General features: G+C 66.4%; 18 protein-coding genes. 11 read left to right on the top strand and 7 right to left on the bottom strand.

The features are described 5' to 3' along the window. Positions 1 to 79 precede the first annotated feature (79 nt). Entirely contained in the window at positions 80 to 940 is an 861-nt protein-coding gene (gene rpoH, locus ACE3OV_RS03005) for an RNA polymerase sigma factor RpoH (RefSeq protein ID WP_374324883.1), read from the bottom strand. A 106-nt stretch (positions 941 to 1,046) separates the two neighbouring features. On the opposite strand from rpoH, the gene gluQRS reads away from it, so the two are divergent. Further along, a complete protein-coding gene (gene gluQRS / locus ACE3OV_RS03000) occupies positions 1,047 to 1,973 on the top strand; it encodes a tRNA glutamyl-Q(34) synthetase GluQRS (protein WP_374324882.1) in 927 nt (308 codons plus the stop codon). Here gluQRS and clsB read toward each other — a convergent pair. Genes clsB through ACE3OV_RS02980 form a run of 4 tightly spaced genes read right to left on the bottom strand, consistent with a single transcriptional unit; the run spans position 1,948 to position 5,499 of the window. Further along, positions 1,948 to 3,150 carry a cardiolipin synthase ClsB gene (gene clsB, locus ACE3OV_RS02995; RefSeq protein ID WP_374324880.1) on the bottom strand — a complete coding sequence of 401 codons (1,203 nt, stop codon included), beginning with the start codon at positions 3,148 to 3,150 and terminating at the stop codon, positions 1,948 to 1,950. The two genes, gluQRS and clsB, sit on opposite strands and share 26 nt — an antisense overlap. Further along, the gene (locus ACE3OV_RS02990; RefSeq protein WP_374324878.1) at positions 3,140 to 3,895 is read right to left on the bottom strand and encodes an endonuclease/exonuclease/phosphatase family protein; all 756 of its coding nucleotides are present in this window, start codon (positions 3,893 to 3,895) and stop codon (positions 3,140 to 3,142) included. The genes clsB and ACE3OV_RS02990 overlap by 11 nt, the downstream gene beginning before the upstream one ends. A 10-nt stretch (positions 3,896 to 3,905) precedes the next feature. Next, the gene (nadA, locus tag ACE3OV_RS02985; protein ID WP_374324877.1) at positions 3,906 to 5,003 is read right to left on the bottom strand and encodes a quinolinate synthase NadA; all 1,098 of its coding nucleotides are present in this window, start codon (positions 5,001 to 5,003) and stop codon (positions 3,906 to 3,908) included. Positions 5,004 to 5,046: 43 nt separating this feature from the next. Beyond that, a complete protein-coding gene (locus ACE3OV_RS02980; protein WP_374324875.1) occupies positions 5,047 to 5,499 on the bottom strand; it encodes a rhodanese-like domain-containing protein in 453 nt (150 codons plus the stop codon). Between the two features lie 49 nt (positions 5,500 to 5,548). Between ACE3OV_RS02980 and ACE3OV_RS02975 the strand changes: the two genes are divergently transcribed. The 3 genes from ACE3OV_RS02975 to ACE3OV_RS02965 all read left to right on the top strand — a co-directional run bounded on the left by ACE3OV_RS02975 (position 5,549) and on the right by ACE3OV_RS02965 (position 8,881). Next, positions 5,549 to 6,715, top strand: coding sequence for a cation diffusion facilitator family transporter (locus ACE3OV_RS02975; protein WP_374324874.1), 1,167 nt, complete (start codon positions 5,549 to 5,551; stop codon positions 6,713 to 6,715). A gap of 188 nt (positions 6,716 to 6,903) precedes the next feature. Then, positions 6,904 to 8,319, top strand: coding sequence for a type I glutamate--ammonia ligase (gene glnA / locus ACE3OV_RS02970; RefSeq protein ID WP_374324872.1), 1,416 nt, complete (start codon positions 6,904 to 6,906; stop codon positions 8,317 to 8,319). Between the two features lie 112 nt (positions 8,320 to 8,431). Further along, positions 8,432 to 8,881, top strand: a complete 450-nt coding sequence (locus tag ACE3OV_RS02965; RefSeq protein ID WP_374324870.1) for a DUF4124 domain-containing protein — start codon at positions 8,432 to 8,434, stop codon at positions 8,879 to 8,881. Here the strand turns inward: ACE3OV_RS02965 and ACE3OV_RS02960 are convergent. Both ACE3OV_RS02960 and ACE3OV_RS02955 read right to left on the bottom strand, forming a co-directional pair. Continuing rightward, positions 8,873 to 12,025 carry an efflux RND transporter permease subunit gene (locus tag ACE3OV_RS02960; protein WP_374324868.1) on the bottom strand — a complete coding sequence of 1,051 codons (3,153 nt, stop codon included), beginning with the start codon at positions 12,023 to 12,025 and terminating at the stop codon, positions 8,873 to 8,875. The genes ACE3OV_RS02965 and ACE3OV_RS02960 overlap by 9 nt on opposite strands. 1 nt (position 12,026) lies before the next feature. Next, a complete protein-coding gene (locus ACE3OV_RS02955; RefSeq protein ID WP_374324866.1) occupies positions 12,027 to 13,217 on the bottom strand; it encodes an efflux RND transporter periplasmic adaptor subunit in 1,191 nt (396 codons plus the stop codon). Between ACE3OV_RS02955 and glnL the strand changes: the two genes are divergently transcribed. The 7 genes from glnL to ACE3OV_RS02920 are packed head-to-tail and all read left to right on the top strand — an operon-like array spanning position 13,203 to position 21,229. After that, positions 13,203 to 14,264, top strand: coding sequence for a nitrogen regulation protein NR(II) (gene glnL, locus ACE3OV_RS02950; protein WP_374324864.1), 1,062 nt, complete (start codon positions 13,203 to 13,205; stop codon positions 14,262 to 14,264). The two genes, ACE3OV_RS02955 and glnL, sit on opposite strands and share 15 nt — an antisense overlap. 44 nt (positions 14,265 to 14,308) lie before the next feature. Further along, positions 14,309 to 15,721 carry a nitrogen regulation protein NR(I) gene (ntrC, locus tag ACE3OV_RS02945; RefSeq protein ID WP_374324862.1) on the top strand — a complete coding sequence of 471 codons (1,413 nt, stop codon included), beginning with the start codon at positions 14,309 to 14,311 and terminating at the stop codon, positions 15,719 to 15,721. Between the two features lie 10 nt (positions 15,722 to 15,731). Further along, positions 15,732 to 16,526, top strand: a complete 795-nt coding sequence (locus ACE3OV_RS02940) for a biotin--[acetyl-CoA-carboxylase] ligase (protein ID WP_374324860.1) — start codon at positions 15,732 to 15,734, stop codon at positions 16,524 to 16,526. After that, a complete protein-coding gene (locus tag ACE3OV_RS02935) occupies positions 16,523 to 17,251 on the top strand; it encodes a type III pantothenate kinase (RefSeq protein ID WP_374324858.1) in 729 nt (242 codons plus the stop codon). Before ACE3OV_RS02940 ends, ACE3OV_RS02935 begins: the two co-directional genes overlap by 4 nt. Before the next feature lie 3 nt (positions 17,252 to 17,254). Then, positions 17,255 to 18,559, top strand: coding sequence for an HD-GYP domain-containing protein (locus ACE3OV_RS02930; protein WP_374324857.1), 1,305 nt, complete (start codon positions 17,255 to 17,257; stop codon positions 18,557 to 18,559). Further along, positions 18,540 to 20,237, top strand: a complete 1,698-nt coding sequence (locus ACE3OV_RS02925; protein ID WP_374324855.1) for a putative bifunctional diguanylate cyclase/phosphodiesterase — start codon at positions 18,540 to 18,542, stop codon at positions 20,235 to 20,237. Before ACE3OV_RS02930 ends, ACE3OV_RS02925 begins: the two co-directional genes overlap by 20 nt. Before the next feature lie 14 nt (positions 20,238 to 20,251). Beyond that, entirely contained in the window at positions 20,252 to 21,229 is a 978-nt protein-coding gene (locus tag ACE3OV_RS02920; protein ID WP_374324853.1) for an SPFH domain-containing protein, read from the top strand. The last annotated feature ends 2 nt before the right edge of the window (positions 21,230 to 21,231 follow it).

The following is a 21,231-nucleotide window of genomic DNA, read 5'->3' as shown; positions in this document are numbered from 1 at the left end:
CGCAAGCTGTCTTCCGGGCAGTAAAAAGGCCCGCCGGGAATTGCCGGGCGGGCCGCGTCGGGTGCTGCGGGGGCGCGGATCAGGCCGCTGCGAGCAGTCCGCGCATCTTCTGCAGTGCCTTGGCTTCGATCTGCCGGATACGTTCGGCGGAAACGTCGAATTCGGCGGCCAGTTCGTGCAGCGTCGAAGCTTCGCCGTCGGCCAGCCAGCGGGCTTCGACGATGCGCCGGCTGCGCGGGTCGAGGGCAGCCAGCGCCTGGTGCAGGCCTTCGTCCTGCAGGCGGGCCTGGGCCTTGTTTTCGAGCATGCGGGTCGGCTCGTAACGGCTGTCGGCCAGGTAATCGATCGGCGCGAAGCTGTCCTCGCCGTCGTCCGGGTTGCCTTCCAGTGCCAGGTCGCGGCCGCTGAGGCGGGTTTCCATCTCGACGACTTCATCGCGCTTGACGCCGAGGCGCTGGGCGACTTCCTCCGCCTGTCGGCCGGAGAGGGTGTCGACACCTTCGTAATCGGCCTTCATGCTGCGCAGGTTGAAGAACAGCTTGCGCTGGGCCTTGGTCGTCGCGACCTTGACCAGGCGCCAGTTTTTCAGGATGTACTCGTGAATCTCGGCCTTGATCCAGTGCATCGCGAACGACACCAGGCGGACGCCGCGACTCGGGTCGAAGCGCTTGACTGCCTTCATCAGGCCGATGTTGCCTTCCTGGATCAGGTCGGCATGGGGCAGTCCGTAGCCGAGGTAGCCGCGGGCGATCGAGATCACCAGACGCAGGTGCGAGAGCACCAACTGGCGCGCGGCGTCGACGTCGCCGTCGTTGTGGAAGCGCTCGGCCAGCCGGGTTTCTTCCGCTTCGGACAGCATCGGGTAGCGGTTCGCTGCCTGAATGTAGGCATCGATGTTGCCAACGGCCGAGGGGACGGGAAGCGCCAGGGCATGGGTCATAGCGTAGAATCCTCCTTGATCTGACAGAACTATTTTAGCACTCGCTGCCTGAGAGTGCTAAGTATGGAGCAAGTTTCCGGCGCGTGTGTAACAAAATTCAACTGCCATGTTCGTGACCGCCGCGCTGCCGTATCGCGGGCGCTTCGCACCGTCGCCGACCGGACCGCTGCATTTTGGTTCGCTGATCGCCGCGCTGGCGAGCTGTCTGGAAGCGCGTTGCCGCGGCGGCGAATGGCTGCTGCGCATTGAGGACGTCGATACCCCGCGCAATGTTCCCGGCGCCGCCGAGGCGATCCTGCGCACGCTGGAGGCTTTCGGTTTTGCCTGGGACGGCCCGCTGCGCTACCAGAGCCACCGTGCGGCGGCCTACGAGGCGGCGCTTGACGTGCTGCGCGGGCAGGGCCTGCTCTATCCCTGCAGTTGTTCGCGCAGCGAGATTGCCGCGGCTGCCAGCCGGACGGCGGTCGATGGCGGCGCGGTCTATCCCGGCACCTGTCGCGCCGGGCTGCGCCCGGGGGCCGAGGCGCGGGCCTGGCGGCTGCGGGTGGATGATGCCGTGGTGGCTTTCGAGGACCGTTTGCAAGGCAGGATAGCGCAGCATCTGGCGGATGAGGTCGGCGATTTCGTCCTGCGTCGCGCCGACGGCATTCATGCCTATCAACTGGCAGTGGTCGTCGACGACGCCAGCCAGGGCATCACCGACATCGTGCGTGGCGCCGACCTGCTCGCTTCGACGCCGCGCCAGTTGTGGCTGCAGCGCTGTCTGGGCTATCCCCGGCCGGCTTATGCCCATCTGCCGGTGGCGACCAATGCGGCCGGCGAGAAATGGTCGAAGCAGACCCTGGCGCCGGCGCTGGCGGCCGGGAAGGCGGCATCCGAACTGGTGCGGGCGCTGCATTTTCTCGGCCAAGCAGCGCCGGCCGAACTGGCGGCGGCGACAGTGGCCGAGGTCTGGGCGTGGGCGCTGGCCAACTGGTCGTTCGCCGCAATTCCCCGGGTGCCGGCGATCAGCGTTCCGGCGATTGCGGCTTGAGCGGCTCGCCGCCCCGCCAGTGGCGGTCGCCGTAACCGGCGATGCCGACCAGCAGGCGGACCAGGCCGTAGCTGAGCCAGCGCAGGAAACGCGAATGCCAGGGCTGGCCGGCGATGTCCCGCGCGTGCAGTTCGCGGCTGCCGTCGCCGATCGCTTCCAGCAGGCTGACGCGCAGTTCATCGGCGAAGTCGTGGTCGCGGGCGACGAGGTTGGCTTCCTTGGCGAGCAACAGGCTGAAGGGGTCGATGTTCGACGAACCGACGGTGGCCCAGTGGCGGTCGATGACGGCGACCTTGGCGTGGAGGAAGCTCTTTTCGTATTCGAAGATGCGGATGCCGGCGGCCAGCGCACTGGCGTACAGGGTCTGGGTGGCGTAGCGCAGCAGCGGATGGTCGGTCTTGCCCTGGAGCAGGATGCTGATCCGTACGCCGCGCCGCGCCGCGGCATAGAGGGCGCGCCCGAAGCGGAGGCCGGGCAGGAAATAGGCGTTGGCGATGAGGATTTCCTCGCGGGCGGCTTCGATCGCGTCGATGTAGGCGTTGAGGATGTCGTTGCGGTGGCGGATGTTGTCGCGGATCAGGAAAGCGGCGGTCTGTGCGCCGGCGGTCGTGCAGCAGGGCTGGAGCAGCGGCGCCAGGCGGAAGCGGCGGCGGAAGTTGACCCAGGTGACGATTTCCCACATGCGCCGGACGGCGTGGTGGATCGGCGCCAGCAGCGGGCCTTCGACGCGCACCGCGTAGTCGTAGCGCGGCCGCATCTCGGCTGGCGCGTTGTCGTCGTCGACGATGTTGATGCCGCCGACGAAGGCGACCGTTCCATCGATCACCGCCAGCTTGCGGTGCAGGCGGCGCAGGCGATGGCGCTGCAGGCGGAAGCGGCGGATTTCCGGGCGGTAGAAGAGGGCGCGGACGCCGGCGGCGGCCAGTTGCGGGCGGAAGTCGTCGGCGAAATTGCGGGCGCCGAAACCGTCGACCAGCAGATTGACGACGACGCCGCGGCGCGCCGCTGCGCACAGCGCCGAGGCGACCTCGTGGCCGATCGGGTCGGCGGCGAAGATATAGCTTTCCAGGTAGATTTCCCGTTGCGCGCCGGCGATCGCCGCGAGCAGCGCGGGAAAGTAGTCGCGCCCGGAATTGAGCAGCGTCAGGCGGTTGCCGGGCAGGAAGTCAGGACTCATGCCTCGTCAGTCGCGCCGACAGCGCCGCATGGTCGGAAATCGCCGACCACGGCGGGCCAAAGTGCACGCTGGTTTCGCGCACGGCGAAGCCGCGCACGTAGATGCGGTCGAGCCGGAACATCGGCATGGCGGCGGGAAAGCTGCGTACCGGGCGGCCGCCGACTTCCTGCGAAAAAACCTCTTGCAGGTCGAGGCGCTGCGCCAGTTGCTGGCAGGCGCGGCTGCGCCAGTCGTTGAAATCGCCGGCGACGATCAGCGGCGCGCTGGGATCGTCGAGACGATCCAGGTAATCGGCCAGGGCGTCCATCTGGCGACGCCGCGAGTGGCCGAACAGCGAGAGATGGACGCACACGCAATGCGCCGGCGGGCCGCCCGGCAGCTCGATCCGGCAGTGCAGCAGGCCGCGTTTCTCGAAGTGCAGGTGGGTGACGTCCTGGTTGTGCGCGTGGATGATCGGGAAGCGCGAGAGGATCGCGTTGCCGTGGTGGCCGTGGTCGTAAATCATGTTGCGGCCGTAGGCCGCCTGCCAGATGTCCTCGGCAAGGAATTCGTGTTGCGGCGAATCCGGCCAGTCGGCATGGCGTTCGGCGTGGCCGAGGTGCAGCCCTTGAACTTCCTGCAGGAAGACCAGATCGGGGTTGAGGTGACGCAGGCGCTCGCGCAGTTCGTGCACCATCATCCGCCGGTTGAACTGCGAGAACCCCTTGTGGATGTTGTAGGTGACGACGTGCAGGGCCTGCGGCATGGGCGTCCGGTCAGGAAATGGCGAGCATGCGGTCGAGCGCGAGGCGGGCGAACTTGACCTCGTGTTCCGGCACCTTGATCTGGTTGACGACTTTGCCGTCGACCAGATTTTCCAGCGTCCACGCCAGGTGTTGCGGGTCGATGCGCTGCATCGTCGAACACATGCAGATGGTGGTGGCCATGAACTGGACGATCTTGCCCTGCGGCAAGACTTCCTTGGCCAGACGGTCGACCAGGTTGAGTTCGGTGCCGACCAGCCAGCGCGTGCCGGCCGGGGCTTCCTTGATCGTCTTGACGATGTGCTCGGTCGAACCGACGTAGTCGGAAGCCGCGCAGACCTCGAAATTGCACTCGGGGTGAGCGATCACTTTGCCTTCCGGGTACTTGGCGCGGAAGGCGTCGATGTGCGACTTCTGAAACATCTGGTGTACCGAGCAGTGGCCCTTCCATAGCAGGATGCGCGCCTTGCGGATCTGTTCCGGGCTGAGGCCGCCCATTTCCAGATCGGGGTCCCAGACCACCATCTCGTCCATCGGGAAGCCCATGTTGTGGCCGGTCCACCGGCCGAGGTGCTGGTCGGGGAAGAACAGCACCTTGGGGCGCTGCTCGAAGGCCCATTGGGCGATCGTGCCGGCGTTCGACGAGGTGCAGACGATGCCGCCGTGTTCGCCGCAGAAGGCCTTCAGGTCGGCGGCCGAGTTGATGTAGGTGACCGGGGTGACTTCCTTTTCGACGTCGAGCACTGCGCCCAGCTCGCGCCAGCAGCGTTCGACCTTGGCCAGGTTGGCCATGTCGGCCATCGAACAGCCGGCGGCAAGGTCGGGCAGGATGGCGATTTGGTTGGGCGCGGTCATGATGTCGGCGACTTCGGCCATGAAATGGACGCCGCAGAAGATCACGTATTCGGCGTCGGTCTGCGCTGCCAGCTTGGACAGTTTCAGCGAATCACCGGTGAGGTCGGCGTGCTGGTAGATGTCGGCGCGCTGGTAGTGGTGGCAGAGGATCACGGCCTGCTTGCCAAGCTTGGCGCGGGCGGCGCGGATGCGCTCCTGGCAGGCGTCGTCGGCAAGGTCGTTGAAGGGGGCGAAGGAAAGGGTCGCGGTGTGCATGCTGATTCCGGAAATGGCGCGGCCGGCCGCGCGAAAGGATGAATTATCCCTGATGCCAGGGCAGGCCGGCGCGTCGCCAGCCGCCGACGGTGTTGCGATGGCCTTTGGCGTCCTTGTCGCCCTCGAAGCCTTCGAGCACGTTGTAGCAGTTGGTGTAGCCGGCGTCGCTGGCGGCCGCGGCGGCGCCGATTGAACGGACGCCGCTGCGGCAGATGAACATGAGCAGCGCTTCCGGGTCGACCTGGCGGCGCAGTTCGGCCAGGAAGTGCGGGTTGCGGGTGCCGCCCGGGTACTGGTTCCACTCGATCTCGACGGCGCCAGGGATGCGGCCGACCCAGTCCCACTCGGCGCGGGTCCGTACGTCGACCAGGCGGGCGCCTGGCGCGTGCTGCAGGAGTTCGTAGGCTTCGGCCGGCAACAACTCGCCCTGGTAAGGGCGTTCCAGCCCTTCGGCCCGGGAATGCGCGATGTCGAGAATGTCGCTGAGTTTGCCCATGGTGGATCACTGCTAGAATCTTGGCCCTACAGTATATAGGACAGACTCGATGGGAAAAGTGGATTCCGGGCCGCCGGGAAGTGCCGCGGACCGTGCTGGCGAGGCACAGAAGGCGACCTGGGTCAGCGTGCTGGTCAACCTGGCGCTGACCGTCGCCCAGTTGGTCGTCGGCTGGCTGGCGCACTCGCAGTCGCTGGTCGCGCACGGCCTGCACTCCTTTTCCGACCTGCTGTCCGACTTCCTCGTCATCTGGGCCAGCCGGCAGAGCGTGGTGCCGGCCGACCGCGCTCACCCTTACGGCCATGGTCGCGTCGAAACGGCGGCGACGCTGGCGCTCGGTGTCTCGCTGGTGCTGATCGGCGCCGGCATCCTGTGGGATTCGGGCATGCGGCTAGGCGAACATGGCAGCCAACCGGCGATCGCCATGCAAGCCTTCTGGATTGCCGTTTTCACCGTTGTCGCCAAGGAAGGCCTGTATCGCTATCTGATCCGGGTCGCCGAGAAACTGCGCTCCCAACTGCTGACGGCGAACGCCCTGCACACCCGGGCCGACGCGGCGTCGGCGCTGGTGGTCGTCGTCGGCATCGGCGGTGCGCTGCTCGGCTGGGGTTTCCTCGACCTGCTGGCGGCGGCGCTGATGGGCTTCATGATCCTGCGCATGGGCGGCAAGCTGGCCTGGGAGGCGATCGAGGAACTGATCGATACCGGGCTCGACGAAGCCCGCGTCACGGCGATCCGCAACACCCTGCGGGCGACGCCCGGCGTGCTCGACCTGCACGCCCTGCGCACCCGGCGCATGGCGCACCAGGTGCTGGTCGATGCCCACGTGCAGGTCAATCCGCGGATCAGTGTTTCGGAAGGTCACCATATTGCGGAATCGGCGCGGGCGGCCGTGCTCAGAGAGCACCCGGAAGTGCTCGATGTGCTGGTGCACGTTGATCCCGACGACGATGTCGAGCCCGATCGTTCGGCGCTTGGCCTGCCTGATCGCGAATCGCTGTTGCCCCAGTTGGCGCCGCTGCTCGCCGATCTGCCGGCGCCGGATCGGATCGTCCTGCACTATGTCAGCGGGCAGGTCGAGGTCGATCTCTATTTTGCCCACGATTCCCTCGCCGGCTGTGCCTCGCTGTGCGAGATGGAGGCGCGCCTGGCCGGCCGTTTGCAGGCGGTGCCGGTAGTGCACGCGCTGCGCCTGAATTGCACGGCGGCACCATAATGGTGCTGATGATTCAGTGATGCACGATAATGGTGCGTTGATTTGTCTATATTCCCTGCCAGCCCCTTGTGGCACAATGAAAATCTTCGCTCGGGACCATTGGCACGCTTTCTGCTACCTCTCAGGCGCTGGATTATTGAATGTTGCCGGCCCGGCCGGCATCCTGTTTTCTTAGGAGACTAACGCGTATGGCAACCCCGCAAGACGTGATCAACATGATCAAGGAAAACGACGCCAAGTTCGTCGATTTCCGCTTCACCGACACCCGTGGCAAGGAACAGCACGTCACCGTGCCGATTTCGCACTTCGACGAAGACAAGTTTGAAAACGGTCACGCCTTTGACGGTTCCTCGATCGCCGGCTGGAAGGGCATCCAGGCTTCCGACATGCTGCTGATGCCGGACCCGGCCACCGCCTACGTCGATCCCTTCTTCGACGAAACCACCGTCGTCCTGACCTGTGACGTCGTCGATCCGGCCGACGGCCGTGGTTACGACCGCGACCCGCGTTCGATCGCCAAGCGCGCCGAAGCCTACCTGAAGTCCTCCGGCATTGGCGACACCGCCTTCTTCGGTCCGGAACCCGAATTCTTCATCTTCGACGGCGTCGAATGGTCGGTCGACATGTCCGGCTGCTCGCTGAAGATCCATTCCGGCGAAGCCGCCTGGAAGTCTGGCGAAGCCAACGATGCCAACGGCGCCACCGGTCACCGTCCGTCGGTCAAGGGCGGCTACTTCCCGGTCCCGCCGGTTGATAGCCTGCACGACATCCGTTCGGCTATGGTCCTGACCCTCGAATCCCTGGGCGTGCCGGTCGAAGTGCATCACCACGAAGTGGCCAACGCTGGCCAGTGCGAAATCGGCACCAAGTTCAGCACGCTGGTCCAGCGCGCCGACTGGACCCAGATCCAGAAGTACGTGACCCACAACGTCGCGCACCAGTACGGTAAGACCGCCACCTTCATGCCGAAGCCGATCGTCGGCGACAACGGCTCGGGCATGCACGTGCACCAGTCGGTCTGGAAGGACGGCAAGAACCTGTTCGCCGGTGACCAGTACGCCGGCCTGTCCGAACTGGCCCTCTACTACATCGGCGGCATCATCAAGCACGCCAAGGCCCTGAACGCGATCACCAACCCGGGCACCAACTCCTACAAGCGTCTGGTCCCGCACTACGAAGCCCCGGTCAAGCTGGCCTACTCGGCCAAGAACCGCTCGGCCTCGATCCGTATCCCGTTCGTTGCCTCGACCAAGGCCCGTCGTATCGAAACCCGCTTCCCGGATCCGATCGCCAACCCCTACCTGTGCTTCGCCGCCCTGCTGATGGCCGGCCTGGACGGTATCCAGAACAAGATTCACCCGGGCGATCCGGCCGACAAGAACCTGTACGATCTGCCGCCGGAAGAGGATGCAAAGATCCCGACCGTCTGCGCGTCGCTCGAGGAAGCCCTGGAAAACCTGGACAAGGATCGCGAGTTCCTGACCCGTGGCGGTGTCTTCTCCAACGACTGGATCGATGCCTTCATCGCCCTGAAGATGGAAGAAGTGAACAAGATCCGCATGACCACGCACCCGGTCGAGTTCGATCTCTACTATTCCTGCTGATCTTTCGCCGGAATCAGGAAGGGCGGGGGTTTCCCCGCCCTTTTTTTGTTCACCTTTCGGCAAGTCGCTCGTTTACTCCGGTACACTGTCCCGGTTTCCAGGAAGCATGACGATGACACGCAAGCTGCTGATTCTCTCCCTGGCGCTGGCACCGCTGGCGCTGTCGGCCCAGACCATCTACAAGTGCACCGATGCCGGCGGCGGCGTGCTGATTTCCAACAGCCGGGTTAACAAGAACTGCCAGGCGATCGTCAGCGAAGAGCGCAATTCGCTCCCGGCACCGCGCAGCGCCCCGCGCGCTGCCGGCAATCCGACGCCGGCGGGTTTTCCGCGGGTCCAGGAAGACACCCAGAAGGCGCGCGACGGCGACCGCCGCCTGATCCTCGAACAGGAACTGGCCGGCGAACAGCGCAAGCTGGACCAGGCGCGCAAGGAACTGGCCGAGCAGGAGGCGATCCGCACCGGCAATCCGGCCGAGCGGACGGCGCCTTACCGCGACCGCGTCGCCCAGCACGAACGCAACCTGCAGGCGATCCAGAAGGAACTGGGCGGATTACGCTGAGGCGCCGGTCTTGCCGACCTTGTACCAGGCGGCGTAGAGCGCCGGCAGGAAGAACAGCGTCAGCGCGGTGGCGACGATCAGGCCACCCATGATGGCGATCGCCATCGGTCCGAAGAAATCGTTGCGCGACAGCGGGATCATCGCCAGCACGGCCGCTGCGGCGGTCAGCACGATCGGTCGCAGGCGGCGCACCGTCGATTCGACGATCGCCTCGCAGCGGGCGCGGCCGTTCGCCAGGTCCTGCTCGATCTGGTCAACCAGGATCACCGAGTTGCGCATCACCATGCCGAACAGGGCGATCGTCCCGAGCAGCGCCATGAAGCCGAAGGGCTGGTTGAAGACGAGCAGGAAGAGGGTGATGCCGATCATGCCGAGCGGCGCGGTGAGCAGCACCATGACGACGCGCGAGACGTTCTGCAACTGGATCATCAGGATGGTGACCACCGCCAGGATGAACAGGGGCAGGCCGGCGCCAACCGAGTTGCCGCCCTTCGCCGATTCCTCGACCGAGCCGCCGGCAACGATGCTGAAACCGGCCGGCAGGCGCTGGCGCAGGTCGTCGATGGGGCCTTGCAGATGGTCGACGATGGTCGCCGGTTGCGTCGTGCCGTAGAGATTGGCGCGCACGGTGATGGTCGGTACGCGGTCGCGGCGCCAGACCAGGCCGGGTTCGAAGACCGGCGTCAGGCGCGCGATCTGCGACAGCGGCACGCTGCGTCCGCCGGGCGTCGGCAGCATCAGGCCGGCGAGGGCGGCCGGATCGTGACGTTCCTTGGCGCCGCCGCGCAGGACGACCTCGATGCGCTTGCTGCCTTCGCGCAGTGCGCTGACGTTGTAGCCCTGCAGCGACATGGCGAGCAGGGCGGCGACATCCTGGCTGGAAACGCCGAGCAGGCGCGCCTTGTCCTGGTCGATGTCGACGGCGATGGTCTTCGACAGCTCGTGCCAGTCGAAATTGACGTTCGACAGCCGTTCGTCGCTGCGCATGATGCTCGCCACCTCCTCGGCGACGCGGCGCAGCGCGGCGATGTCCTCGCCGGCCACCCGGTACTGCACCGGGTAACCGACCGGCGGTCCGTTCTCGATGCGGGCGACGTTGGCGCGGACCCCGTCGGGTGCCTGCCGGTAATGGGCGATCAGCCGTTCGCGCAGGGCTTCGCGAGCTGCCATGTCGCGCGTCTCGATGATGAACTGGGCGACGTTGCTGGCCGGTAGCTGGCGGTCGAGCGACAGGAAGTAGCGAGGGACGCCGCTGCCGATCCAGCTAACATAATGGGAGAAATCGTCGTGGCTGGCGCGGTCGGTCTCCAGCCAGCTTTCCAGGGCTCGAGCGGCGTCGCCGGTGGCGCTCAGCGAGGCGCCTTCCTGCAGGCGCAGTTCGACGTTGAGTTCGAGCCGGGTCGAGTTGGGGAAGAACTGCTTCTGCACCTTGCCCATGCCGAAGATGGCGAGCACGAACAGCAGCAGGGTGACGCCGATCACCAGCCAGCGATGATCGACGCAGTAGCCGACGAAGCGCCGGAAACGCTGGTAGAACGGCGTGCCGTAAACGTCGTGGTCGGCCGGATGGGCTGGACCGTAGGCGCCGAGCCGGCGCGCCAGACGGTCGAGGCGCGGCCAGCGCGCGGCGAGTCGACCGGGCGTCTGCGCCGCGCGCGGGTCGGGCAGCAGCTTGTAACCGAGCCAGGGAATGGCGATCACGGCGGCCAGCCAGGAAATCAGCAGGGCGATGGCGTTGATCTGGAAGAAGGCAAAGGCGTATTCGCCGGTCGACGACTTGGCCAGCGCGATCGGAATGAAGCCGGCGACGGTGACCAGCGTGCCGGAGAGCATCGGCCCGGCGGTGCTGGTGAAGGCGAACGAGGCGGCGCGGGTGCGTTCCCAGCCCTGCTCCATCTTCACCCACATCATCTCGACGGCGATGATCGCATCGTCGACCAGCAGGCCGAGCGCCAGCACCAGCGCGCCGAGCGACACCTTGTGCAGGCCGATGTCGAGGCTTTGCATGGCCAGGAAGGTGGCGGCGAGGACCAGCGGGATCGAGACGGCGACGACCATGCCGGTGCGCAGGCCGAGGCTGATGAAGGTGACGGCGAGGACGACGATCACCGCCTCGGCCAGGGCCTTGACGAAGGCGTCGATCGAGCGCGTCACGGCGGCCGGCTGACTGACCGCTTCGTGGATGTCGACGCCGACCGGCAGCGTCGGCCGCAGGCTGTCCAGTTTCTCCGTCAGCGCCTCGCCCAGGGCGATGATGTCGCCGCCCGGCGCCATGGCGACGCCAATGACGAGCGCCGGCTTGCCGCCGTAGCGGACCTGGATGCCGGGCGGTTCGCTGGTACCGCGGTGTACGGTGGCGATGTCACCGAGCCGGAAGCTGCGGTTGTTGCTGCGGATCAGGGTGTCGGCCACCGCCTGTTCGCTGGCAAAGGCCCCGCTTGGCCGTAACTGGATGCGCTCGTCGTCCATCTCGAAGAAGCCGGCGCCATTGACCGCGTTCTGTTGCGCCAGCGCCTGGCCGATCGCCGCCGGGGCGATGCCCAGCGTCGCCAGCTTGGCATTGTCGATATCAACGAAGATCTTCTCGTCCTGGATGCCGAAGATGTCGATCTTGCCGACGCCCTTGACCGGCAGCAGCGCGTCGCGGAGGCGCTCGGCCTGGTCCTTGAGCAGCGGGTAGTCGAGGCCTTCGCCGGTAACCGCGAACAGGTTGCCGAAGACGTCGCCGAACTCGTCGTTGAAGAAGGGGCCTTGAATGCCCTCGGGCAGCGTGTGGCGGATGTCACCGATCTTCTTGCGCACCTGATAGAAGATTTCCGGCATCTGCGCCGAGCGGTAGCTGTCCTTGGCGAAGAAGATCACCGTCGCTTCGCCGGCGCGCGAATAGCTGCTCAGGCGATCGACCGAGGGCAACTCCTGCAGCTTCTTCTCGATCCGCTCGGTCAGTTGCTGTTCCACCTGCTGTGCGGTGGCGCCCGGCCAGTAGGCCTGGATCACCATTGCCTTGAAGGTGAACGGCGGGTCTTCCGCCTGGCCCAGCCGGCCGTAGGCGACGATGCCCATCAGGGCGAGGGCGAGCATGAAGTAGCCGACCAGCGTCCGGTGGTGCAGCGTCCAGTCGGACAGGTTGAAGCGCTGGCTCATCTCAGCGCTGCGCCGCCGGTGCCGGGGCGGTGCGGGCGATTACCGCCTGGCCCTCGAGCAACTGCGAGATGCCGGCGATCACCACCGCTTCTCCACCGCGCAGGCCGCCGACGATCTCGGCGCCGTCGGCGCGGAAGCTGCCGACGCGCACCGGCACCCGGCGCAGCTTGTCGGCCTCGACGACCCAGACGAACGGCCCCTGGCCGTTGTCGCCGACCGCCGCCAGCGGTACCACCAGCGTGGTGACTGGTGCTGCATCGAGACTGACGCTGGCGGTCATGCCCAGCATTACCTGCGGCGGCGCTTCAAGCAGGCTGATGCGCGCCGGGTAGGTGCGCGTCTGCGGGTCGGCGACGGCGCCGAGTTCGCGCAGCTTGCCGGCGATCGCCAGCTCGGGCGCCGACCACAGGCGGACGGTGATTTTCTCGGCCTGGCGCAGCGCGCCGACACGGCTTTCCGGCACGGCGACGAGGACTTCCTTTTCTTCCGGGCGGGCGATGCGCAGCACCGGCTGGCCGGCGCCGACCACCTGCCCGGCGTCGGCGAGGACGGCGGCGACGACGCCCGGAAAATCGGCGCGCAGGCTGCCGTAGTCTGCCTGATTGGCGCTGATGCTGCGTTGCGCGCGGGCTTGTTCGAGGCGTGCCTGGGCGGCGTTGAGGGCGTGCTGGCGGCTGTCGAAGGCGGCCTGGCTGACGAACTTGCGGGCCAGCAGGCCGGCGTAGCGTTCGCGTTCGGCGCTGGCTGTCGCCACTTCGCTTTCGGCGGCGGCGACCTGAGCGGCGGCGGCGCTTGCCGCGAGTTTCAAGTCCTGCGGATCGAGGCGGGCCAGCACCTGGTCGGCACGGATTTCGCTACCGGCATCGACAAGGCGTGCCTCAATCTTGCCGCCAACCCGGAATGCCAGCTCCACTTCATGCCTGGCGCGGACCTCGCCGGTCAATTGCATGCCCGACGATGGTGCGGCTGTGGCAATATGCACCATGACGGTGCGTTTTCCTTCGGCGGTTTCGGGGGCTTTGCCGCAGGCGCCCAGGGAGGCCAGCAGGGCAAGCAGCAGCAAGCGGGAGGCGCGGATGGCGACGGTCATGGCGCAAGCGGGAAAAAGGAGTTCCTCGATGATAATGAACAGCGGGTCATTAAGGCAAGCCGGGCGGCGTTGCTGCAGGAGCATTGCATGGGCGTGACGCATGCCAACTTCGCCGGGCTCGATCTCCTGGCGTCGGCGGTATTGCTGATCGATGACGGGCAATACATCCGCTACCTGAACCCGGCTGGCGAGAACCTGCTGGCGATCAGCAGCCGCAGCGTGCTCGGGCGGCGCCTGGGCGAGGTCTGCAAATGCTCGTCGACGCTGCAGTCGGCGATCGACAACGGCTTGCAGAACAACTGGGGCTACACCGGGCAGAACATCGCCCTCGGCCGCGCCGACGGCGAAACCCTGCACCTCAATTGCACGGTGACGCCGCTGCGTCCGGACATCGCCGCCGGCATGCGGCTGCTGCTTGAACTGCAGCCGATCGAGCACCACCTGGCGGCGACCCGCGAGGAACGCCTGCTCGAACAGCAGCAGGCCAACCGCGAACTGATCCGCAACCTGGCGCACGAGATCAAGAATCCACTCGGCGGCATCCGCGGCGCGGCGCAACTGCTTGAACACGAACTCGGCAACCCGTCGCTCAAGGAATACACCCAGGTCATCATCAAGGAAGCCGACCGCCTGCAGGACCTGATGCAGCGCCTGCTGACGCCGCATCGGGCGATGCTGCCGACGACGGTGAACATCCACGAAATCCTCGAACGGGTGCGCAGCCTGCTGATGGCCGAGTTTTCCGAAGGCTTGAAGATCCGCCGCGACTACGACATCAGCCTGCCTGAACTGGTCGGCGACCGCGAGCAACTGATCCAGGCCGTGCTCAACATCGCCCGCAACGCGGCGCAGGCAATGGCCGGTCAGGGCGAGATCGTCCTCCGCACGCGGGCGCTGCGCCAGGTGACGCTGGCCAAGAAGCGCTACCGCATGGCGCTCGAACTGAAGGTGATCGACAACGGCCCGGGCATTCCCGAGGACATCCGCGAGCGCATGTTCTATCCCCTGGTTTCTGGGCGCGAGGGCGGCAGCGGCCTCGGTCTGACGATTGCCCAGAACTTCATCCAGCACCACCACGGCAGCATCGACTGCTATAGCCGGCCGGGGCACACGGTGTTCACCCTGCGTCTGCCGATCGAGCCGGCCTGAGTCTTGCTAAAGCAATCGGACAAGTTTAGAGAACGAGGCATGACATGAAACCGGTATGGATCGTTGACGACGACCGCTCGATACGCTGGGTGCTGGAGAAGACCCTGTCGCGCGAAGGCATTGCGTTCGAAAGCTATGCCTCGGCGAGCGAGGCGATCGCCCGTCTGGAAAGTGGCGAGGAGGCGCCGCAGGTGCTGGTCTCGGATATTCGCATGCCCGGCCAGTCCGGTCTCGACCTGCTGCAGGAAGTGAAGAACCGTCACCCCGGCGTGCCGGTCATCATCATGACCGCTTACTCTGACCTGGAAAGCGCGGTCGCCGCTTTTCAGGGCGGCGCTTTCGAGTACCTGCCCAAGCCCTTCGACGTCGATCAGGCGCTGGAACTGATCCGGCGGGCGATTGACGAGTCGATGCACCAGAGTGGTGCGGCTGAGGAAGAGGGCCTGGTGCCCGAGATTCTCGGCCAGGCACCGGCGATGCAGGAGGTTTTCCGCGCCATCGGCCGCCTCGCGCTGTCGCACGCCACCGTGCTGATCACCGGCGAATCGGGCTCCGGCAAGGAACTGGTGGCGCGCGCGCTGCACCGGCACAGCCCGCGCGCCGAGCGCCCCTTCGTGGCGATCAATACGGCGGCGATTCCCAAGGACCTGCTCGAATCCGAACTCTTCGGTCACGAGCGCGGCGCCTTCACCGGCGCCCAGGCGCAGCGGCGCGGCCGTTTCGAGCAGGCCGAGGGCGGCACGCTGTTCCTCGACGAAATCGGCGACATGCCCTCCGAACTGCAGACCCGCCTGCTGCGCGTGCTGTCTGATGGGCACTTTTACCGGGTCGGCGGCCATTCGCCGATCAAGGCCAACGTCCGCGTCATCGCCGCGACCCACCAGAACCTGGAAAGCCGGGTCAAGGACGGCCTGTTCCGCGAGGACCTCTTCCACCGCCTCAACGTCATCCGCATTCGCCTGCCGGCGCTGCGCGAACGGCGCGAGGACATCCCGCTGCTCACCCGTCACTTCCTGCAGAAGAGCGCGCGCGAACTCGGCGTCGAGCCGAAGCGGCTGTCCGAAGGCGCGCTCAAGTACCTGTGCGGCCTGGAATTCCAGGGCAACGTCCGGCAACTGGAAAACCTCTGTCACTGGCTGACCGTGATGGCGCCGGGGCAGCAGGTCGAAGTCGGCGACCTGCCGAGCGAGTTGCGCGAGGCACCGCCGCAGGTCCTGGTCGGCGACTGGGAGAAGGCGCTGGAGGGCGAAGTCGACCGCCTGCTGGCGCGCGGCGTGCCCGATGTCCATGGCCTCTTGGCGCAGAGCTTCGAGCGCATCCTGATCTCGCGTGCGCTGGCCCACACTGGCGGTCGCCGCATCGAGGCGGCGCAGGCGCTGGGCATTGGCCGCAACACGATCACCCGCAAGATCGCCGATCTCGGCATCGACGGCGGCAAGGAGGCGGCGGGAGAGTAAAATCTTCCGCATGCCCCTGATCGATCCTGTCCTGTTGAAAGCGCGGCTCGGCCCTCTGGCCGGCCGTTTCGACGTCGATGCGCTGGCCGAGTGCGACTCGACCAGCAGCGAATTGCTACGCCGCGCCGAGCGCGGCGCGCCCTCCGGTAGCGTCATCGTTGCCGACCGCCAGCTGGCCGGTCGCGGCCGGCGCGGGCGTAGCTGGTTGTCGAGCGCTGACGCCGGCCTGATGTTTTCCGTCCTCTGGCGCAGCCAGCGCGGGTTGGCCGGTCTCGGCGGCCTGTCGCTGGCGGTCGGCGTCGCGCTGGTACGGGCACTGGAAAGCCTGGGCGCCGCCGGCGTCCGCCTGAAATGGCCAAACGACGTACTGCTCGAAACGCCGGCCGGTGACGCCAAGCTCGCCGGCATCCTGATCGAGCTGGCCGGCGGTCGGCGCGAAGCGCAGGTCTGCATCGGCATCGGCCTCAACCTGCAGACGCCGGCAGGCGAGTTCGCGCAGCCGGTCGCCGGGCTGGCGCAGGCGCTGCCGGCTTTGCCCGAGCGCCACGCGCTGCTGGCGACGATCCTCGGTGCGCTGCTCGGCGTGCTCGATGACTTCGCCGAGCGCGGCTTCGCCGCCGTCAGGGACGAATGGCAGGCGCGACACGCCTGGCAGGACCGCGCCGTGCGGCTGATCGAAGACGGTTGCCCCGAGCGCAGCGGCATCTGTCGCGGTGTTGCCGACGATGGCGCCTTGCTGCTGGAAACCGCCGCCGGCTGCGAGCGCATCCTCGCCGGCGACGTCAGCCTGCGGGTAAACGCATGATCCTCTGCATCGACAGCGGCAACAGCCGCATCAAGTACGGCCTGTGGGACGGCGCCGGCTGGTGCCGCAGTGGTAGTTGCGCGCAGGCCGACCGCGCCGCTCTGGGCGAGATTCGTGCCGAGTGGCCGATGCCGCGCCGCATCATGCTCGCCAACGTCGCCGGCAGCGATGCCGAGGCCAGGATACGGGGCGCGCTCGGCGACTGGGGGGCGCGACTCGAGGTGGTACGGAGCACGGCGCAGGCCGCTGGCGTGCGCAACGGCTATCGCGATTCCGGTCGCCTCGGCGTCGACCGCTGGTGTGCGCTGATTGGCGCCCGGGCGCTGCGCCCGGGGGCGCTGCTGGTGGTGATGGCTGGCACCGCGACGACGATCGACGCGCTGGATGGTGACGGCAATTTCCTGGGCGGCCTGATCCTGCCCGGCCAGCAGCTGATGCTCGGAGCGCTCGCCCGCGATACCGCGGCCCTGCCCTTTGCCGCCGGTGCGCACCGGGACTGGCCGCAATGCACCGACGACGCCATCGTCAGCGGCGCCATCGAGGCCCAGGTCGGCGCCATCGAACGGGCCTGGGCGCGACTGCCGGGGAACGAACGACATTGCCTGCTGTCTGGTGGCAACGCCGGATTGTTGCAGCCTTGCCTTGCCATGAGCATGACGCGGATGGACAATCTACCCATGTACGGGCTGCTGGAGCTGGCCCGTGAAACGTCCAGCGAGACCTGATCCATGGAAATCATCCCGGTTGCCGAACTGAAGATCGGCATGTTCATCACTGAACCGGACTGTCCGTGGACCGAGTTTTCGTTCGCCCTGCAGGGTTTCATCATCACCAAGCCTGAGCAGGTCGAGATTTTCCGCAAGAAATGCCGTTTCGTGCAGATCGACCGCTCGCGCTCGCTGAATGAACACTTTCAGGCGCCCAAGGAGCGCGTCGATCGGCAATTGCACGCGGCGCCGCTGGGCGGCGCCGACAGCCAGGAGGAGGATGTCAATGGTGGCGTCCAGCCGCTGACCGCGGAACAGATCGTGTTGCGCCAGCGCCGCCGCCGCTTCCTTGAACTCCTGCATGGCCAGGAAGGCGACGAGCATGTCCGTTCGCTGACCCGCGAACTCGATTACATCGAGCCGCGCTACGACGACCTGCTCGAAGCCCTGAAGCAGACCTTCCGCAACGTCACCGCCGACCAGCAGTTCGATTTCGGCAATGTTCGCGAAGGTGTGCGCGACATCGCCGGCAGCCTGAAGCGCAATCCCGACGCGGTGATGTGGCTGCTGCGCCTGAAGAGTCTCGACCAGTACAGCTTCGACCACGCCATGGATGTTGCGGTACATGCCATGCTGCTTGCCGGGCATATCGGCTGGCGCGGCCAGCAATTGCTCGAGCTGGGGATCGCCGGGCTGCTGCAGGACGTCGGCAAGACCCAGGTGCCGGCCGAAGTGCTGGCCAAGAAGGAGGCATTGACCGAGATGGAGCGGCAACTGGTGCGTTCACACGTCGCCAGTTCGCTGGAAATCCTGACCACCCAGGGCAGGCTGTCGGGCGAGGTGCTGCAGATCGTCTCCCGCCACCACGAACGCTGGGACGGCAGTGGTTATCCGCGCGGCCTGCGTTTCGAGCGTATCGGCCTGGCCGCGGAAATCGCCGGTCTGGTCGATGCCTTCTGCGCGATGCTGCGCAACAAGCCCTACCGCAACGCGATCGGCCATCAGGAAGCGCTCGAGGAATTGTTCCAGCAGCGCGGCAAGCAGTTCAACCCGGTGCTGATGGAGCAGTTCGTGCAATGCGTCGGGCTCTACCCGATCGGTGTGCTGGTCGAGTTCGAGTCGGGCGAGGTCGGGGTGGTGATCCAGCAGAACCGGGTGCAGCGTTCGCGCCCGCGCGTGCTGTTGATGCTTGACCAGGAAAAGCGCCCGGTCCGCGATTACCGCCTGGTCGACCTGCGGCAACCGGAGCTGGCCGCGCTGCGCATCGCCCGCGCCTTGCCAAACGATGCTTACGGATTGTCATCGCATGACTACTACCTCGGCTAGCCCGGAATCGCTGATCGATTTTGCCGCCTTCAATCTGGCCGAGGATGACTTGCGCTCGCTGGCCAGCCTGGCGTCGCTGTGGAAGGACGCGGTGGCGGCGGCAAACCTGCGCAGCGAGGTGGATGACGCGCTGCTGCATTTCCTCGAACTGACCGACGCGCTGCCCGGCGAAATCGCCAATCCCGACTGGCAGCAACGCTGGATTCGCGCCTGGCACGAACTGCAGGGCCGGGGATACGGTCAGGTCGAGATCCTGCGCTGGTATTTCGGTTTCGTCGAAGCCTGCGAAAAAGTCCTGCTCGGTGGCCGCGACAGCGTTGGCCGGGTGCTGCTTGCGCTGATTGGCACCTTGCGCCGCAGCGTCATCGCCGCCGTCAGCTGTGTGCTGGAAGTGGACGAACTGGCGCAGCAGGAAGCCACCGGCCTGCCCGGCGAGCTGGCTGCCCTGCGTTTTCTGCGCGAGCTCCTGCAAGGCGGCCGGGAAATCGGTCTGCTCTCGGTCTCGCTGGCCAACCGCGATTCCTTCACCTACCTCGACGCCAGCGACATTCAACGCTTGCCGGCGACGCTGGCGCGCCGGATGGCCCGCCATCTGCGCGAGGAGGACCGCGTCTTCGTCGGCCGCGAAGGCGAGTGGCTGGTCGTTCTGCCCGACATCAAGGTGATGTCGCAGCCGACCCTGGCCGCTGCCCATATCGAACGGATGTTCGGCGAACCGGTATCACTGTTCAGCGGCCGCAAGGTCATGATGCGGCCGACCATCGGGGCCGCGTTGTTGCCGCAGCATGGAGCGACTGCCGAGACCGCCCTGCATGCTGCCCGTCTGGCGCGTTGGGGGGCGCAGGGACGGCGCCAGCCCTTCGCCTGGTACGACGCCGGATTTGCCGAGAGCTGGCAGCAGCGCCACGAACTGGCCGAGGAGTTACGCGAGGCCCTGTTCCAGGAAACCCTCGAACTGCACCTGCAGCCGCAAGTCGAGCTAGCCGACGGCCACTGCACCGGCGGCGAACTGCTGTTGCGCTGGCCGCACGCGCGCCTCGGCTGGGTGCCGCCGCCGCTGATCATGGAGATGATCGAGGAAAACGGCTGGCGCCTGGCCTTCAACGACTGGCTGCTGCGCGCCGTCATGCGGGTGGCTGCGGAACTGGACCAGGCCGGCATCGGCATCGGCCTTTCCTTCAACCTCACCGCCGCCGACATGCTGGACGATGACCTGCCGGAATTTCTCGAACAGAACCTGCAGACCTGGCGCATTCCCGGCGAGCGCTTCACCCTGGAACTGACCGAATCGGCGCTGATGTTCGATCGCGCCAAGGGCTCGTCGATCATGCACCGCCTGCGCAAGCTGGGTTGCCGGATCGCTCTTGACGATTTCGGGACCGGCTATTCGTCGCTCAGTTACCTGGTCAGCCTGCCGCTCAACGAACTCAAGGTTGACCGTTCCTTCGTCGTCGCCATGTTCGATTCGGCGGACAGCCTGCGCATCGTCAGCACCATCGTCGATCTCGCCCGCGATCTCGGCATGACGCCGCTGGCCGAGGGCATCGAGGACGAGCGTCAGCGCGACCAGCTGCTGGCGCTGGGTTGTAACGCCGGCCAGGGATATCTTTACGCGAGACCGCTGGCGATCAGCGAGTTCATCGTCTGGTATCGCAGCCAGCAAGCAGCGCAGCACTGAGAGGGGAGTCGCAGATGTCACTGGGAAACTTCATCCGCAAGCAGTTCATCGACGTCCTGGAATGGACGGAACCCGGCGACGGTACGCTGCTCTGGCGTTACCCGGTGGCCGACCGGGAAATCCAGAACGGCGCCAGCCTCACCGTGCGTGAAGCGCAGGCCGCATTGTTCGTCGATGAAGGGCAGATCGCCGACAGTTTCGCTCCCGGCCGCTATCGGCTGACCACGTCCACGTTGCCCTTGCTGACCAACCTGCGCCACTGGGACAAGCTGTTCGCATCGCCGTTCAAGAGCGATGTCTATTTCCTCTCGACCCGGCGCCAGATCGACCGCACCTGGGGTACGGCGACGCCGGTGACGATCCGCGACCGCGAATTCGGTGCCGTCCGCCTGCGCGCCTACGGCACCTACGCTTATCACGTCGCCGAGCCGGCGCTCTTCTTCCGCCAGGTCTCCGGCAGCGCCGAGCGCTACGACCGCGACGAACTGGAAGGCCAACTACGCAGCCTGCTGGTCGCCGGGTTGAGCGACCTTTTCGCGCAGTCGGCGATTCCCTTCCTCGATCTTGCCGCCAACCAGGCTGCGCTGGCCCAGGCGATGCAGGCGCGAGCGGCGGCGGCCTTCGGCGAACTCGGCCTGCAGCTCGATACCCTGGTGCTGCAGAATTTCTCACTGCCCGAGGAGTTGCAGAAGGTGCTCGACCAGCGCATCGCCATCGGCATGGTCGGCGACCTGACGCGCTACACGCAGTACCAGGTGGCGAGCAGCATTCCCGATGCGGCGCGCAACGAAGGCGGGCTGGCGGCGATGGGCGCCAGTCTCGGCTTCGGCCAGATGGTCGGCCAGGCGGTGGCCGCGGCGACGCCGGCGGCGGTCAATGCCGACGAGGTGGTGGCGACGCTGGAAAAACTGCACGCGCTGGTCGGCAAGGGCATCCTGTCGCAGCAGGAATTCGACGCCAAGAAGGCGGAACTGCTGAAGAAGCTCGGCTGAAC

The sequence above is a fragment of the Azonexus sp. genome, from assembly GCF_041909095.1.
Taxonomy (GTDB): Bacteria; Pseudomonadota; Gammaproteobacteria; order Burkholderiales; family Rhodocyclaceae; genus Azonexus.
Note: the sequence above shows the minus strand (reverse complement) of the source record. Positions and strands in the feature narration are given on the sequence as shown.

Bases quoted from the DNA above. Each gene is read 5' to 3' on its own strand.
- rpoH (WP_374324883.1), bottom strand. From the start codon at position 940: ATGACCCATGCCCTGGCGCTTCCCGTCCCCTCGGCCGTTGGCAACATC.
- gluQRS (WP_374324882.1), top strand. From the start codon at position 1,047: ATGTTCGTGACCGCCGCGCTGCCGTATCGCGGGCGCTTCGCACCGTCG.
- clsB (WP_374324880.1), bottom strand. From the start codon at position 3,150: ATGAGTCCTGACTTCCTGCCCGGCAACCGCCTGACGCTGCTCAATTCC.
- ACE3OV_RS02990 (WP_374324878.1), bottom strand. From the start codon at position 3,895: ATGCCGCAGGCCCTGCACGTCGTCACCTACAACATCCACAAGGGGTTC.
- nadA (WP_374324877.1), bottom strand. From the start codon at position 5,003: ATGCACACCGCGACCCTTTCCTTCGCCCCCTTCAACGACCTTGCCGAC.
- ACE3OV_RS02980 (WP_374324875.1), bottom strand. From the start codon at position 5,499: ATGGGCAAACTCAGCGACATTCTCGACATCGCGCATTCCCGGGCCGAA.
- ACE3OV_RS02975 (WP_374324874.1), top strand. From the start codon at position 5,549: ATGGGAAAAGTGGATTCCGGGCCGCCGGGAAGTGCCGCGGACCGTGCT.
- glnA (WP_374324872.1), top strand. From the start codon at position 6,904: ATGGCAACCCCGCAAGACGTGATCAACATGATCAAGGAAAACGACGCC.
- ACE3OV_RS02965 (WP_374324870.1), top strand. From the start codon at position 8,432: ATGACACGCAAGCTGCTGATTCTCTCCCTGGCGCTGGCACCGCTGGCG.
- ACE3OV_RS02960 (WP_374324868.1), bottom strand. From the start codon at position 12,025: ATGAGCCAGCGCTTCAACCTGTCCGACTGGACGCTGCACCACCGGACG.
- glnL (WP_374324864.1), top strand. From the start codon at position 13,203: ATGGGCGTGACGCATGCCAACTTCGCCGGGCTCGATCTCCTGGCGTCG.
- ACE3OV_RS02955 (WP_374324866.1), bottom strand. From the start codon at position 13,217: ATGCGTCACGCCCATGCAATGCTCCTGCAGCAACGCCGCCCGGCTTGC.
- ntrC (WP_374324862.1), top strand. From the start codon at position 14,309: ATGAAACCGGTATGGATCGTTGACGACGACCGCTCGATACGCTGGGTG.
- ACE3OV_RS02940 (WP_374324860.1), top strand. From the start codon at position 15,732: ATGCCCCTGATCGATCCTGTCCTGTTGAAAGCGCGGCTCGGCCCTCTG.
- ACE3OV_RS02935 (WP_374324858.1), top strand. From the start codon at position 16,523: ATGATCCTCTGCATCGACAGCGGCAACAGCCGCATCAAGTACGGCCTG.
- ACE3OV_RS02930 (WP_374324857.1), top strand. From the start codon at position 17,255: ATGGAAATCATCCCGGTTGCCGAACTGAAGATCGGCATGTTCATCACT.
- ACE3OV_RS02925 (WP_374324855.1), top strand. From the start codon at position 18,540: ATGACTACTACCTCGGCTAGCCCGGAATCGCTGATCGATTTTGCCGCC.
- ACE3OV_RS02920 (WP_374324853.1), top strand. From the start codon at position 20,252: ATGTCACTGGGAAACTTCATCCGCAAGCAGTTCATCGACGTCCTGGAA.